The organism is Nonlabens marinus S1-08, from assembly GCF_000831385.1.
GTDB classification, from domain to species: Bacteria; Bacteroidota; Bacteroidia; order Flavobacteriales; family Flavobacteriaceae; genus Nonlabens; species Nonlabens marinus.
In genome coordinates, this window is sequence record NZ_AP014548.1 from 1,900,943 (window position 1) to 1,916,309 (window position 15,367).

The following is a 15,367-nucleotide window of genomic DNA, read 5'->3' on the forward strand; positions in this document are numbered from 1 at the left end:
ATGACCCTGCAATTAATAAGGGTTAATCATAAAAAATTAAGATTTAATTTTAAACTACCCTATAATTTATAGGGTGCTAAAAGCAAAGTATAGGAATAATCCGTAGGAAATGAGTAGAAACAACCCCTTAAACCTAGAAATAATATATTTCTTAGGTAAATAGGCTAACGGCAGCAGAATTAATGCAAAACCTACCATCCACCATATGTCGTTATTAAGAAGTCGTAAATTATCTCCATCCAGGTAAATAGGCTCAATTAAGGCGGTGATACCTAAAACAGAGCCTAAATTAAATATATTACTACCCACTAGATTTCCTAAGGATATGGCTTTTTCCTTCTTTAGTGCAGCAATGACGGATGCGGCCAATTCTGGAACGCTGGTCCCTACAGCCACCATAGATACGGCGATCACACTTTCAGGAATAGCTAATTGTGTTGCGATTTGAACCGCACCTTTGACCAGCCATTCTGATCCCAGCCATAAAGCGATGCCTCCTAAAATTAGAAAAACGATGATTTTCCACCAGGGACTAGAGGTGCCATCCTCGTTCACATCAATATCGACGGTTACCGCTGCAGGCTCTTTGCGAGCTTTACGTATAAGGGCTGCTAGGAATACCGCAAGTAGAGCTAGCAATAACAAGCCTTCCCATCTTAAAAGATCGTTACCCCATTTCAATAAGCCGTAACCTAGAAAACTAAAAAAGACCATCCATGGCCAGTTGAATTTAAAAAAGTCTTTTTCCATGCCTAGTGGAGCAATCAATGCTGTAACGCCTAGTACGATTCCAATATTAGCAATGTTTGACCCCACGACATTTCCTACCGCAAGACCAGAAAACCCAGAAAGAGCCCCTTGAATACTTACGATGAGCTCAGGAGCGCTAGTGGCAAAAGAAACCACAGTAAGCCCGATGATCATCCTAGAAAGATTCAGCTTTAGAGAAAGCCCCACTGAGGAACGAACTAAAAACTCACCTCCAGCCACTAATAAAATAAACCCTAATAAAAGATATAAAATACTCATTTAGTAATCTCTAACGTCAGTCATTATAAAATCCTCAAGCTTCTCATCACCATCAGTATGTAATACACTTACATCGCCAGTAGTTTCAAGTACTACGGCACGAACTTCGCTTAACCGTATGACATTGGCTTCCCGTAATTTGCCTCTCAATTCATCTTTGGTAACCTTAGTTTTTTCTAGATTTTCTTCTAAGATTTTTCCATCCCGCATTAACAAAATAGGGGAATTGTCCATTAAATTTTGTCCGGTGTCGCTTTTGAACATCAGTACGGTTACAAGATAATTAATAAGGTATAGTAAGCCAATTAGCAATGCTCCTACAAATAAGGAAGGTGAGCTGGTCGCGGCACTCATGGCGAGTAAGTTACCAATCGCAACCGTGTTTAGAAAGTCAAATCCAGTCATTTTACTGAAGCTCTTTAAACCGAAAACCCGAGTATAGAGGATAATCAAAATGTACAGTACGACCGTGCCCACCAGTACTTCTGGCATGATCTCAATTTTATCTGTAAAGTGTTTCCAGTTGATTTCCATAATAGTTTTGATTCGTTATGAGGTTAGTTTCGCTTTCGCGAAAGCGGACTTTTTAAAAGCTTTTCCTGCAATATAGAGTTTTGTTTGAGGGTTCCTTACCTTACAAATACATCAGAAACCTGTTTTCAATTCTATAGCTATATCATATTGTAGGGGAGATTTACATAAAGGACGGTATATATTGTCCTTGCCTATCTCCTTGAGCTCCATGACGACTAGATTCCGGTTGTCTTGTAATTCTTGAAAGGTGTTGTCCACAAACTGAGCAGAGGATATATCGTCCTGATAGTAGCGCAAGCGATCCTTGCCTTTTGACTCACTTTCAGTCGCTAGCATTTCTTCTTCATTAGACAATTGGTAGCTCACTTTGTAAGGGTGTTTTTCTTTTTTCTTTTTTGATTTACTGTGCATGGCAAAAACAGCATTGACCTCGGTAGCTCCTGGTGTTAAACTCTTTTTGCTATTGGTACTGGATAAAAGTATCAGAGAAGATAGTGCCAACAAAAATGTGGTGCAGCGTAACTGTATCATAAGTTTTCTTTTATTTTGTGGACAATCTTCCTCAAAAATAACTCAAACCTAACCTGCTAAACAGGATCAGACTCGTATTTTTACCCAAATTTTAAGATCCATATTATGAAGTTTTTTATTGATACCGCAAATCTGGAACAGATTGCAGATGCTCAAGATCTAGGCGTACTGGATGGAGTGACTACCAACCCAAGTCTTATGGCTAAAGAAGGTATTACGGGACAAGATAATATCATCAACCACTATAAGAAAATTTGTGAAATTGTTGACGGCGATGTGAGTGCCGAGGTAATTTCAACAGATTTTGACGGTATGGTGCGCGAGGGAGAAGCTCTTGCAAAACTTCACAAACAGATAGTTGTTAAAATTCCTATGATCAAAGATGGTGTAAAAGCGATCAAGTATTTTTCTGATAAAGGAATAAAAACCAATTGTACTCTCGTTTTTAGTGCTGGACAAGCCTTGCTTGCTGCTAAAGCTGGTGCAACTTATGTTTCTCCATTTATCGGGAGATTAGACGATATAAGTACAGACGGGCTGAACCTCATTGCAGAGATCCGTTTGATATATGACAATTATGGATTTGAAACAGAGATCTTAGCAGCGTCGGTACGTCATACCATGCATATTTTAGAATGCGCTAAACTAGGAGCTGATGTAATGACTGGACCATTATCTTCTATTGAAGGTTTGTTAAAACACCCATTGACAGATATAGGACTGGCTAAGTTCCTTGAGGATTATAAAAAAGGAAACTCCTAAGGTCACTTTATTTCATAAACTAAAAGCCCGAGATTCGAAGGAATCTCGGGCTTTTTTATATGCTTTTGAAATGTCACCTATTTATATATCCCAGTAAGGTAGATTCTATCTTATAATAAAATAGATTGATATTAGGATCTATTATGGTCAACTTGCGATCCACTACCATGCTGCGGTTGCTGTTGCGCAGTGCTAATTGTCTATTGATTGCTGACTTATCGTAAAGTTGGTATTCTCTAGAGTTTCTAAAGTCATTGTTAGCTATGATATCTTGCCACTGGTCAAAATCCAACTGGTCGATGTTAATTCCTATAAATTCAATTTCTGGATACTTTAATTGTAAGTCCTTTACTTGATCATGAATGCTCAAGGCATAATCCTTGTCTTGAATCGACCAATAATACAATACGGTTAATTTTTTTACCTGTTTACTAAGGCTTGTGCGCTCATTATCCATGTTCCGCAAGTCAAAATCAGGTAACTCATTCCCTGGATCCAGGCTTATATAAGTTGCCGCCATTTGGGCAATCTCTTCATTGATTTTTTCGTCTGTAGAAATGGCAAGAAAATCCTTAACCAGCAAATTAATCTCTTCGGCATTTTTACGGCCGCGTATGAAATTACGTATTTCACCTGCTACAAAAACGTTTTGAAGCTGGTCATTCTCAAATAAGCTGTCTATCACTTTAAGACGTTCTTTATTGTATATGTAATTGTTTAGGTCAATATCTTTTGAAGACCTTTTTGACAGGTTGCGATAAGCTAAATTAGAAGCTAGGGCATTGACATATGGTCGGTACGCAAAGTTGTTAAGAAGCTTAGGTAAATCGATCTCTACCCTATTTCTATGCGCAAAAAATTCCTCTGGGACGTTGACATCTTTGTCTATATAGATGTTACTGTCGTGAATGATAGGGTAGCGTTCAAGCTCATAATAGCTGTTGAGCTTGATGATAAACTCTGCAAACTCAACAAACCTAGGGTTGAAAACATATTTTTTACTTGCTTCCTTGAGCTTTGCCAGTCGTTCTTCTTTGACTTTATGAACGTTGTCGTAAAATACACGCGGTGATTTATTCTCAAACTTCAACATGTCCATATTTGAATCCTCAATTTGTGAGAATAGATTGATCAAAAAAGTATTCTCTCGATCATGTGTCCCAGTAAAAGCTATAGTTTCGTCAAAAGCTCTTGTGTTAGCTCTGATACTTAAGCTATCTCCTTGATCAAGAAAAACCCATTGGGACTCTCCTGGATAGAATATGGTATAAAGGCCAGAATCTAACTTGTCAAATGTTTTTCTAAAAATCCCTTCTTCATCCAGCTGTAAAGTGTCATGCACATTGTCATAATTAGTTAAAACGACATAGGAATATTTTGGGTTTACAATCTTACCGCTCACACTAGTAATGGTAGGCTTGTCTTCTTCACAGGATAATAGAGAGGCAAACAGGAGCATTCCTATAATGTAATAATATGCTTTTGAAGTTCGCTTTCGCGAAAGCGTAAAAATTTCAATCATGATGGCACTTGTGGGTAGGTTACAAAAAAAACGGATCTCACCCAGTCAACGAGTTAATGGGCTGTTAAAAAGGGGGTTGTTCGTTTGTGTGAAAACCCTTTATTAATCGTATTTTTGCAGCCTTAAAAATCAAATTATGCTTACGGTTTCTAATCTTTCAGTTCAATTCGGTAAACGCGTCTTATTTGACGAGGTCAATGCCAAATTTGGCGGGAGTAATTGCTATGGAATCATCGGTGCTAACGGTGCAGGAAAGTCTACCTTTCTTAAAATTATGACTGGTAAGATGGAGCCTACCAGCGGTCATGTGCATCTAGAGGCAGGAAAACGCATGAGTGTTCTAGAACAAGATCACAACGCGCATGATAAGGATACGGTGCTGGAAACCGTTCTTAAAGGAAACAAGCCTCTACATAAATTGAAATCTGAAATCGATGCATTGTATGCCGATTATACTGATGAGAATGCAGAGAAGATAGGAGAGTTACAAGTGCTGTTTGAAGAAATGGACGGCTGGAATGCAGATAGTGCTGCGGCATCTTTACTTTCTAATCTTGGGATAGGCGAGGAGTACCATTACACTCTAATGGAGGACATGGATAATAAACTGAAGGTGCGTGTGCTTTTAGCCCAGGCATTATTCGGTAATCCAGATGTCTTGATCATGGATGAGCCTACTAATGATCTGGATTATGAGACGATTAACTGGTTAGAGAATTTCTTAGCTAACTATGAAAATACAGTGATTGTAGTGTCGCATGACCGTCACTTTCTAGATGCGGTTTGTACTAATATTGCAGATATCGATTTCGGTAAAGTAAATCAGTACAGTGGTAATTATACCTTCTGGTACGAATCTTCCCAGCTCGCTGCAAGGCAACGCCAACAAGCTAACAAGAAAGCAGAGGAAAAGAAAAAAGAATTACAAGAGTTCATTGCAAGATTCAGCGCAAACGTAGCCAAATCAAAGCAAGCGACTTCGCGTAAAAAGATGATCGAGAAATTAGATATTTCAGAGATTAAACCATCTTCCAGACGCTATCCTGCCATCATTTTTGATCGCGATAGAGAAGCGGGAGATCAAATTCTTAATGTAGAAAAACTAACAGGATCGGTGGACGGTGAAGTTTTGTTCAAAGACATTAATTTGAACGTTGCCAAAGGCGATAAAATCATCCTTTATTCTAAAGACAGCCGTGCGACCTCGTTGTTCTACGATATCATCAATGGCAAGACTAAAGCTGATTCTGGCGAATTTCAGTGGGGAGTTACTACCACGCAAAGTTATTTACCAGTAGACAATTCAGAATATTTTGATACTGATATGAATCTGGTAGATTGGCTGCGTCAATATGCGCAGACAGAAGAAGAACGTGAAGAGGTATTTCTACGTGGATTTTTAGGGAAAATGATTTTCTCTGGAGAAGAAGCCTTGAAAAGCGCCCGTGTCCTTTCAGGAGGTGAAAAAGTACGCTGCATGCTTTCCAGAATGATGATGAAGCGTGCCAATGTATTGATGGTAGATGAACCTACCAACCACCTAGACCTAGAATCCATTCAAGCATTCAACAATAGTTTGAAAAACTTTAAAGGCACCGTGTTGTTGACCACACACGATCATGAGTTTGCACAAACTGTGGGTAATCGAGTAGTAGAATTGACGCCTAATGGAGTAATTGACCGCTATAGCACATTTGAAGATTACATGGACGATAAGAAAATTAAAGAGTTGCGACAAAAAATGTACAACTCATAGATGTTCTAGCTGTCCATCTTTAATAGATAGGCATCATCTTTGCGCTAGTTCCCGTGAATTGTAATTAACTTTGTTGAAGAGTATCCATTATGGGAATTTTATCACGTCGCAAAAATAAAAAATACTCCTACGAGCCACGCTATTACCAGAATAAGGACAAGGATGGCAATCCATTTGAGATCAAACATAAATTTGATGATCAACGTTCCACCATTCATAACCATGGTTTAAAGGGCAAGTTTCACAATGCCCTACGTGACTACAAGGAAGGCACAGATCGCATCGCGAGAAATCGCATTTATATCATTGCGGCGATCCTGATCTTACTTTTTCTATGGCTCATCGATTTTGACCTATCCATCTTTAGCATTTAATTGACTTCATGTCAGACATCATTCGTTTATTACCAGATCATGTAGCAAACCAGATTGCGGCCGGTGAGGTTGTCCAAAGACCAGCTAGTGTGGTTAAAGAATTGATGGAAAATGCGATTGACGCTTCCGCGAAAGCGATTACCCTCATCATTAAGGATGCTGGTAAAACATTAGTCCAGGTCATCGACGACGGTAAAGGAATGAGCACCACTGATGCCCGAATGGCATTTGAACGTCACGCCACTTCTAAGATTTCCACTGCACAAGATTTATTCAATTTGGCCACCAAAGGTTTTAGAGGAGAAGCCTTAGCCTCTGTAGCTGCAATCGCGCATGTGAGTGTCAAAACCAGACGGGAAAATGACGATCTAGGCACCCAGATCGACATTGAAGGTAGTAAAGTGACATCTCAAGAACCTGTAGTAACTCCTGTCGGAACCATGATCAGCGTTCGTAATTTATTTTACAACGTTCCTGCTCGTAGAAAATTCTTGAAATCTGACAGCGTGGAGCTGCGCAATATTACCAACGAGTTCCATCGCGTTGCGATGGCGCATCCACAGATTGCTTTTCGCTTTGTGAACAATGACAGCGAGCTGTTCAATCTGCCGGCCAGCACCTACAGGCATCGCATTGTCAATATCATGGGTTCCCGAGTCGACGATAAGCTGGTGCCCATAAAAGAACAAACAGAACTGGTCAATATTCAAGGCTATGTAGGTAAGCCTGAATTTGCACGTAAAACTAAGGGGCTGCAATATTTTTTTGTCAATGATAGATTCATCAAACATTCCTATCTGCACCATGCAGTAGTGAGTGCTTTTGAAGGCTTATTGCCAGATAAAGCAAACCCCAGTTATTTTTTATATCTAGACGTTCCACCAGATAGTGTAGATATCAATATTCACCCTACCAAGACGGAAGTCAAATTTGAGGACGAACACAGTTTATACGCTATTGTTCGTGCCAGTGTTAAGCATGCTTTGGGACAATTCAGTATTGACGCCATAGATTTTCAAAAAGATACGGAACTCGACTTGCCTTATGAGACGATCAAAAATGGAGCACAAGCACCCAGAATTGAAGTAGACCCTGATTTCAATCCTTTTCAGCCTTCGGGTTCTTCCCACAGTCAAAAAACCAATTCACATTACCACCCTAAACCAGCGGGCAATTGGGACGCACTGTATGCAGGATTAGAAGAAAAATCAACGTTAACTGATGAAGGTTCATTAGAGCCAGCATCAGAAACGCTGTTTTCAAGTACGGAATCTACCACCACTAATATTTTTCAGCTACAGCGCAAGTACATTATCAGCACCTTGCAAAGTGGCTTGCTAGTCATCAATCAAAACAGGGCGCATGAGCGCGTTTTGTACGAGCAATTGCTGCGACAACTAACCGTGCAAAACGGCGTGAGTCAACAGCTTTTATTTCCTATACAATGGGAACGTCCCATAGAAGAGGTACAGATTTTATCCCAGCTGCAACAAGAGTTAGAAAGCGTAGGTTTTCTATTTAAAAATATAGGACAAAATATTGTCGAGATTGAAGGTTTGCCACTAGATTTAAAATCAGCTGATGTGGAAAGCCTTTTAGATTCTATCATCAAATTCCAACAAGAGGAATTGCCAGACGCAAATTTTTCTCATGTGGATCGATTGGCTTCCCGTATGGCTACCAGCATGGCGTTAAAAACTGGTGATGCGCTCAATGCACAGCAAATGCAACAATTGATTGACGAATTGTTTGCCTGCAAAGAGCCAGAATTGACAGCCCAAGGCAAGAAAGTTTTTACAACTATTACAGGAGAACACCTGAACGCAAAATTTAATTAATACATGTTTGATAACATTTCACCAGTAGTAAAGAATTTGCTCATTTTAAATGTAGTCGTCTTTATAGGTGCTGGTTTTATAGCCCCAGAACTCTCTGATGATTTAACCTTGTGGTATTATCAAAATCCTAAATTTCAGGTTTGGCAAATCGTGACCCACATGTTTATGCATGGCAGTATCATGCATATTGTATTCAATATGTACGCTTTGCTCATCTTTGGTCCACCGCTGGAGCGATGGATGGGAACTAACAAGTTCATTTTTTTCTACTTTGCCTCTGGAATCGGTGCTTATTTATTGACAACAGTTATTGATTTTATAGAATATCAAAGTATTGTAAGTGAGTTGGCTGGTCAAGGTTATGGAGCACAGGAAATAACAGAGATCATTTTCACTCCTAATCGCGGCACTAATTTATGGCAAGGAATGGTAGGCGCCAGCGGTTGTATCTTCGGTGTGTTAGCTGGTTTTGCTTACATGTATCCTAATATAAAACTACAGATCTTATTTATACCTTACCCCATTGCTGCAAAATGGCTGATAGGCGCTTATGTGTTGTATGAAACATTGAGTACATTCGGGATATTAAGTTTACAAGATAATGTAGGACATGCGGCGCATTTAGGCGGTGCCATCTTTGGATTTATTATGGTCTGGTACTGGAAGCGCAATGATATGGACAGTTATAGAATTGATTGATGGATTTTTTAGACAACCTTAAACTTAAATATGCCCAGCTCGACTTGAGTGGGAAATTGGTCGTATGGGTTAGTTTGACAACCCTTTTGTTTTGGTTGTTGGGCTATTTATACAACCCTATCACAGACTGGTTTGGTATACCAGCGGGATTTGTGCCTGCGGTGTTACAACCTTGGTCTTGGTTTACCTATGGATTTTTACATGGTGGTATTTTCCACTTGTTTTTCAATATGCTGGTGCTCTATTTTACTGGCCAGATGATGCTCAATCTCTTCAGCGGGCGACAATTTTTGACCTTGTTTTTCACAGGTATTCTTGCCGGTGGTTTTGCGTTCACACTGGCAAGTGGTCTATTTACTGACTTTTTTGAAAACACCTTGCTGGTAGGGGCAAGCGCGGGAGTTTACGCCACTTTATTTTTCATCTGTTCGTATATGCCAGACACGCCAGTACGATTGTTTTTTGTGCTAAATGTCAAGCTTAAATATCTCGCTTTCGCACTGATTGCGTTGGATGTTTTTGCCATTGTGACGAATACCAATGCTGGAGGTAGTGTAGCTCACCTTGCTGGAGCAGCTTTAGGATATTATGCGGCAACTCGCATGAAAGAAGGTATAGATGTATTAGAAGGGTTCGCGGTTGTAGGCGATTCTATAGTAAGCTTTTTCAAATCCAGTGCTAAGAAAGCACCGCGCAGGGGAAAGATGAAAACAGTCTATAAGAACCAGAGTAAAACTAGCCAAACCAAGCCTTCTTCCAACCATCAACAGCGCATCGATGGCATTTTGGATAAAATATCAGAGAGTGGTTATGAGAGTTTAAGCCGCGATGAAAAGGACTTTCTTTTCAAGGCTGGTAAGGAATAGAGTGCCGGTGGTAATTTCGCTTTCGCGAAAGCGAACTTCACAAAAATCACTTCTAGAATCTAGTAGGATCTTCCTCACCCGTGTCATAAAAACTAGGCAATTGCCAGCTGAACATCACCGCAAAAAAGCGAATGAGGATCACGGTAAATCCAGCTATGAAAAACCTGAAGTTTTCTAATACGCCTATTTTGATCATTAAAAAATAGACAACGCCACCGGCAAGACAAGCGGTAGCATAAATATTTTTTCTGAAAATCACAGGAATCTCGTTCACTAATATATCACGTATCACACCTCCAAAACAAGCGGTCACACAACCCAAGGTGATGCAAATCACGGGATGCAATCCGGCTTGAAGTCCCATTTCAAGGCCTACCACAGTATAAAGACCTATTCCTATAGTGTCAAATAAAAACAAGGTTTTACGTAATTTTAAAAGCCACTTTCTAAAAATGAAGGTAACCACAACACATATGAGAATGGTGTAAACTAAATTCATATTCAGCATCCAGGAAACTGGCTGTACGCCGATTAAAATATCACGCAAGGTACCACCGCCCGCAGCAGTTACAAATGCCATGATAATCACACCGAATGGATCCAAGCGTTTAGAAAAAGCAGCCAAAGCTCCTGATACTGCAAAGGCAACGGTACCCAGCAGGTCAATAAAATCAATTACATTCATCTAGTTGCCTTGTGTTAAGTAGGAATAATCCTTGAGTACGGTACGTATAAAAATACCGTCGCGTAAATCGCTGTTGAGCTGCAATAAACCTTCTACCTTTTGGCGCAATAGACGCAAGGTTTCATAATCACGGCTTTCACCAGCCAGGCGGTAAATCTCCTTAATCTCATTGATGTCTTTATCTGACAGCATATGAACGGTCAAAAATGTGGGTTCATAATCCTCCTTCACATCTTCAAGAATGGTGTGACTAATTTTTGTTTTTTTACGGGTGTCGATCACAATAGTATCAGACGCCATGTCGCCCAATCGCTGGTTTTTATCACTAAAAATAATGGATAATGTTCCAGGTCCTGGTAAGAACAACCAGATATCTACCAATCGCAATATCCAACTCACTAAATAGTCGCTCCAGGTTGCTGGAGAACCATCGATTTTGACCACTTTAGTTTGTACTATAAACTTTCCTGGGGTATGGCCATTAAATAAAATATTGAAGAACAGGGAGTAAAAAGCCACGGGTAGGAATAAGAGCTGGCTCAACCCAAAAGTGGTAAATCGATCCAGCAATTGGCCCAATCCATCTGTGATATAACCTATGATAATCAGATAGATAAATAAGATAAGAGCATCAATTAAAAATCCTACAATGCGGTAGCCTAGACTCGCCACTTTATAGTGGATATTGACATTCTGCGCCGTATTGATTAAGGTGTTTGACATGCGTTAATTAGTTTTTATCTTTAGCCAAAATTCACAGAATGCGCGAGGCGGCTTTTGTCAAACAAAATAAAGCAAAATGGATGGCATTTGAAAAGGCACTAGACGCTAATTCAAATATGAATGCAGATAGGCTCGCTGGTTTGTACATTCAACTGACAAACGATCTGTCCTTTGCGCAAACTTATTATCAGGACAGTAAAACGTTATTATACCTCAACTCCCTTGCCAGTCAGGCACACCAGAAGATTTACGTTAATAAAAAAGAAAAAGGAAATAAACTGTTCCGATTCTTTAAAACTGAATTTCCACTCTTTTTTGCCGACTATCAGAAAACCTTCCTCTACGCATTCCTCATTTTCATGGTAGCGGTTGGAATTGGAACCATCAGTAGCTTAAACGATGATTCCTTTGTGCGGTTAATTCTAGGAGATTCTTATGTAAATATGACCCTTGAAAATATTAGAGATGGAAACCCGACTGGAGTGTATCAGGAAGATGGAGCGCTGGGAATGTTTCTGGCTATTACCATCAATAATATACGAGTAGGGATGATCTGTTTTGCCTTTGGACTATTGACTTCTATAGGTACGAGTTATATCTTGTTTTCAAACGGTATTATGGTAGGAGCTTTTTTCTCCATGTTTGCGATGGAGAATGTAGCGCTGGAATCCTGGAGTGTCATTATGCTGCACGGGACCATTGAATTAAGTGTAATAGTTATTTGTGGTGCGGCAGGAATGGTGATGGGTAATGCCATTCTATTTCCTGGTACTTATTCAAGGCGGGTTTCTTTTGTAAAAGGAGCTAAAGCAGGAATCAAAATCGTCCTGAGCACCGTACCTTTATTCATCATTGCTGGTGCAATAGAAGGGTTTGTAACTAGATACGCTTTTATGCCAGCTATCCTCAAATACACCATACTGGTCATAAGCGCTAGCATCATTATAGGATATTACGTCATCTATCCTCAATACCTTAAAAGACAGCATGAGCAATTACGTAGAGCCTAGGTTAAGAAGGGATTTCGGTGGGATCATCACGGCCTTTTTTAATTTTTTAAAGGCCAATATCAAAGGGATTATCAACGTCTTTATAGGTTACAATGGAATGTTTTTTATTCTTTTTCTCATAAGCGTTTACTTCTTAATTACTGGGTTTGTAGAGTTTTTAATCTTGCAAAACTCTGTAGTTTATGGCGGTAATGTAAGTACAGATTCAGCTGCGATTACTATGGCAATAGCTACTATTTTTCTATTTCTAATCATCTTCATTGCAACCATCTTTAATTTTTCTCTATGTTCTAATTACTTGTCTATATATGAGAAGGGGAAGAAAAATAACATCCCTAAAAGAGAGGTTTGGATTAAAACAAAACAAAATATTTTAGGTGTAATTTTATTTTCACTTTTAGCAGTAGGAATCTATGTTATCTATGGAATAGGATATTTTATCTTGAATCTGATTTTAGTTTATATCCCTTTATTACCTTTTATAATTAGTATAGTGTTAGGAGGAGCATTGAATTCTTGGATTGGAATGGCGTTAATGTCATATATACACAATGAAAGCAAGAATATTTTAGAAGCATTTGGTGAATCATGGCAACTCCTATTCAGCGGTTTCTGGAAAGCCGTTGGAGTGAATGTTGTGCTGGGTACCTTAATTCAAATCTGTATATTTTCCCTGCAAATCGTTCCTGGAATCATCTTCGGTGTGATTGCATTTCACGCGATAGAAGATTCGGGTAGCTTTACAGACAGCACCATCAGTCATATACTTGTGATCGTATTCTTGACGCTATTTTGCATCATGTTTATGTTCATACAGCTGCTATCACAAATCATCAACGCCTTTCTATACTTTAACCTACACGAGTTCAAAAACAACGAGTACCTGCGCAGTCGCATCACTCAAATAGGCAGCATAGAATGAGGCATTTTGTTGTTATTATGATGTTGTTAAGTTTCGCTTTCGCGAAAGCGCAATCCCTACAAGACCTCGTTCCTAAAATAGAGCAGCGTCCTAGACAAATCACGGACACGCTTGATCGAGACTACGATGACCGAAGTATTCAAAGCAGACAATTTCCAGAAAATCTTAGGGAGAACTACACCGGCGAGGATTTTAACTATGAAGAAACGACCGAAGAAGTCAATAACATATTTGGTGACTTTTTTGAATGGTTGTTTAGACAGTTGGGAAGGCTGTTTGGAATCGATATTAGTCCGTTTTGGGGTACCGTCATCAAATGGGTGATCTATGCCTTGTTTGGAGCGGTTGCGATTTACTTTTTGGTCAAGCTATTGTCTAACGAGAAAATTTCAGGAATCCGAGCACGAGGCGCTAAGCGCGGCAACGAGATTAAAATGGATGAAACACATATCGAGGAAATCGATTTGAGCCAATTTATCAAAGATGCGATTACCAATGGAAACTATAGAAATGCAGTGCGGTACTTATACCTCAACTCTCTCAAGAAATTAAGTGCAAGTGGGAAAATCGATTGGGATTTTCAAAAAACCAATGGTGATTATTATAGAGAATTAAAGGACAGTGCGCTAAAAGATCAATTTAAAAAAGTTTCCTATCTGTACGATTACATCTGGTATGGAGAATTCCCTATTGATGAAGTTGCTTTTAAAAAGGCACAAACCGAGTTTGATCGACTCAATAAACAAGCAGCCTAGTGGATAAAAGATCAAAAATCATACTCTACGCTTTAGGCGCCATTTTGGTAAGTCTGTTTGTTGTTGAGAGCAATAGGCCACAGCCCATCAACTGGAGCCCCAGCTACACTAGTGGAGACAAGGTGCCTTTAGGTGCTTATGTGTTGTTTGATAACCTTCCAGAACTATTTAAGGAATCTACCGTTTCCAGTGTCAATGAAGTTCCTGTGGACTTCCTAAGAGCGCATCAAAAGGAAACAGACGCCAGTTATATTTTTTTGAATGATTACCTGGTTTTTGATCAAACCGAGACGGATTATTTAATGGAATTCGTGGCACGTGGAAACAAAGTTTTTATAGCCGTGAGCAATGCGGTAGGGCCACTAGCAGACACCTTAAAATTAGAGGTGAGTTCTAATAGTTACTACGCTGGCGGTTCTGAAGATACCATCCGTACCCGATTGGTAAACCCATCTTTTGACGATCGCAGTTATGTGTACCATAGGGAAGGAACTTATCGATATTTTGAGGCGTATGATACTTTGCGAACTAAGGTGCTGGGCGAGGTGCTGGCCTTCAATCCTGACTCTGGATATTTAGAATCTCTATTTGAAAACGAGGACGAGCAAATAGAAGAAGCTGCCGAAATAAGTGATGATATCGAAGATGAAGAAGATTTTGAAACGATCAAATTGAGGGAGCTGAAAACTCGCAAAACTCCGCAAGTTAATTTTGTAGAAATCAAGGTAGGCGATGGGGCTTTCTATTACAATCTCAATCCCATTGCTTACAGTAATTATTATTTATTAAATGGTAAGGAAGCCTTTGCGGCAGAATCACTTTCTTATTTAAATAGCGGTCCTGTTTTCTTTGATGATTATGGAAAGTCGGGTAGGAAGGTGGTAAGCTCTTCCATTCGGTTTATATTATCTCAATCATCTTTGAGATGGGCGTATTATATTGCAATAGCTGGGGTCTTGTTGTACATGCTTTTTGTAAGCAAACGCGAGCAACGCATTGTACCTGTGGTAAACCCGTTAGAAAATGCCACTGTAGAATTTACGAGAACCATTGGGAATCTGTACTATCAAAGTGGCGATTTTACCAGTATTGTAGAAAAGAAAATCACTTTTTTTCTAGAACGCATCCGCAGTTCTTTATACCTGAACACGGATAAACTAGATGGAATTTTTATCAAAAGACTGTCGGCTAAGTCAGGAAAATCTCTTGATCAGACCAGAGACATTATAGAATACATTAATACATTGAGGGCTAAACCCCTACACAACGAATACGAATTAAAGCAACTCAATAAGCGCATTGAAGCTTTTTTTAAAGAAAAAAAATAGATGGAAGAAAATCAAAATATCAATCCAGAAGAT

At 39.4% G+C, this 15,367-nt stretch carries 16 protein-coding genes; 10 read left to right on the forward strand and 6 right to left on the reverse strand.

The window, feature by feature from the left end; translation table 11 throughout:
- Positions 1-66: 66 nt before the first annotated feature.
- The 3 genes from NMS_RS08725 to NMS_RS08735 form a co-directional block, all read right to left on the reverse strand.
- Positions 67-1,029, reverse strand: a complete 963-nt coding sequence (locus NMS_RS08725; RefSeq protein WP_041496355.1) for a calcium/sodium antiporter — start codon at positions 1,027-1,029, stop codon at positions 67-69.
- A complete protein-coding gene (locus NMS_RS08730) occupies positions 1,030-1,563 on the reverse strand; it encodes a DUF421 domain-containing protein (RefSeq protein ID WP_041496356.1) in 534 nt (177 codons plus the stop codon). It lies immediately after the preceding gene.
- A gap of 111 nt (positions 1,564-1,674) precedes the next feature.
- On the reverse strand, positions 1,675-2,094 hold the full coding sequence (locus tag NMS_RS08735) for a hypothetical protein (protein WP_148311364.1): 420 nt from the start codon (positions 2,092-2,094) through the stop codon (positions 1,675-1,677).
- Positions 2,095-2,199: 105 nt separating this feature from the next.
- Here NMS_RS08735 and fsa point away from each other — a divergent pair, with 105 nt between their 5' ends.
- A complete protein-coding gene (fsa, locus tag NMS_RS08740; RefSeq protein ID WP_041496358.1) occupies positions 2,200-2,856 on the forward strand; it encodes a fructose-6-phosphate aldolase in 657 nt (218 codons plus the stop codon).
- Positions 2,857-2,929: 73 nt separating this feature from the next.
- On the opposite strand, the gene NMS_RS08745 is transcribed toward fsa, so the two are convergent.
- Positions 2,930-4,378 (reverse strand): TlpA family protein disulfide reductase, encoded by a 1,449-nt coding sequence (locus NMS_RS08745; RefSeq protein WP_041496359.1) that lies wholly within the window; start codon positions 4,376-4,378, stop codon positions 2,930-2,932.
- Positions 4,379-4,514: 136 nt separating this feature from the next.
- Between NMS_RS08745 and NMS_RS08750 the strand changes: the two genes are divergently transcribed.
- The 5 genes from NMS_RS08750 to NMS_RS08770 all read left to right on the forward strand — a co-directional run bounded on the left by NMS_RS08750 (position 4,515) and on the right by NMS_RS08770 (position 9,911).
- On the forward strand, positions 4,515-6,134 hold the full coding sequence (locus NMS_RS08750) for an ABC-F family ATP-binding cassette domain-containing protein (protein ID WP_041496360.1): 1,620 nt from the start codon (positions 4,515-4,517) through the stop codon (positions 6,132-6,134).
- 89 nt (positions 6,135-6,223) lie between these two features.
- Entirely contained in the window at positions 6,224-6,508 is a 285-nt protein-coding gene (locus NMS_RS08755) for a hypothetical protein (protein WP_041496361.1), read from the forward strand.
- A gap of 8 nt (positions 6,509-6,516) precedes the next feature.
- Positions 6,517-8,346 carry a DNA mismatch repair endonuclease MutL gene (gene mutL / locus NMS_RS08760; RefSeq protein ID WP_041496362.1) on the forward strand — a complete coding sequence of 610 codons (1,830 nt, stop codon included), beginning with the start codon at positions 6,517-6,519 and terminating at the stop codon, positions 8,344-8,346.
- A gap of 3 nt (positions 8,347-8,349) precedes the next feature.
- A complete protein-coding gene (locus tag NMS_RS08765; RefSeq protein WP_041496363.1) occupies positions 8,350-9,045 on the forward strand; it encodes a rhomboid family intramembrane serine protease in 696 nt (231 codons plus the stop codon).
- Positions 9,045-9,911 (forward strand): rhomboid family intramembrane serine protease, encoded by an 867-nt coding sequence (locus tag NMS_RS08770; RefSeq protein ID WP_041496364.1) that lies wholly within the window; start codon positions 9,045-9,047, stop codon positions 9,909-9,911. Before NMS_RS08765 ends, NMS_RS08770 begins: the two co-directional genes overlap by 1 nt.
- 52 nt (positions 9,912-9,963) lie before the next feature.
- Here the strand turns inward: NMS_RS08770 and NMS_RS08775 are convergent, their stop codons facing one another.
- Positions 9,964-10,596 (reverse strand): trimeric intracellular cation channel family protein, encoded by a 633-nt coding sequence (locus NMS_RS08775; RefSeq protein WP_041496365.1) that lies wholly within the window; start codon positions 10,594-10,596, stop codon positions 9,964-9,966.
- Positions 10,597-11,319 carry an RDD family protein gene (locus NMS_RS08780; RefSeq protein ID WP_041496366.1) on the reverse strand — a complete coding sequence of 241 codons (723 nt, stop codon included), beginning with the start codon at positions 11,317-11,319 and terminating at the stop codon, positions 10,597-10,599.
- Positions 11,320-11,357: 38 nt separating this feature from the next.
- Here NMS_RS08780 and NMS_RS08785 point away from each other — a divergent pair, with 38 nt between their 5' ends.
- From NMS_RS08785 to NMS_RS08800, 4 genes are read left to right on the forward strand one after another with little or no spacing between them, the layout of a single operon-like run.
- Positions 11,358-12,329: a stage II sporulation protein M gene (locus NMS_RS08785; RefSeq protein WP_041496367.1), complete on the forward strand. Its 972-nt coding sequence runs from the start codon at positions 11,358-11,360 to the stop codon at positions 12,327-12,329.
- Positions 12,307-13,251 (forward strand): hypothetical protein, encoded by a 945-nt coding sequence (locus NMS_RS08790; RefSeq protein WP_041496368.1) that lies wholly within the window; start codon positions 12,307-12,309, stop codon positions 13,249-13,251. Before NMS_RS08785 ends, NMS_RS08790 begins: the two co-directional genes overlap by 23 nt.
- On the forward strand, positions 13,248-14,006 hold the full coding sequence (locus tag NMS_RS08795) for a hypothetical protein (protein WP_148311365.1): 759 nt from the start codon (positions 13,248-13,250) through the stop codon (positions 14,004-14,006). The genes NMS_RS08790 and NMS_RS08795 overlap by 4 nt, the downstream gene beginning before the upstream one ends.
- Positions 14,006-15,334, forward strand: a complete 1,329-nt coding sequence (locus NMS_RS08800; protein WP_041496370.1) for a DUF4350 domain-containing protein — start codon at positions 14,006-14,008, stop codon at positions 15,332-15,334. Before NMS_RS08795 ends, NMS_RS08800 begins: the two co-directional genes overlap by 1 nt.
- Positions 15,335-15,367: the final 33 nt, after the last annotated feature.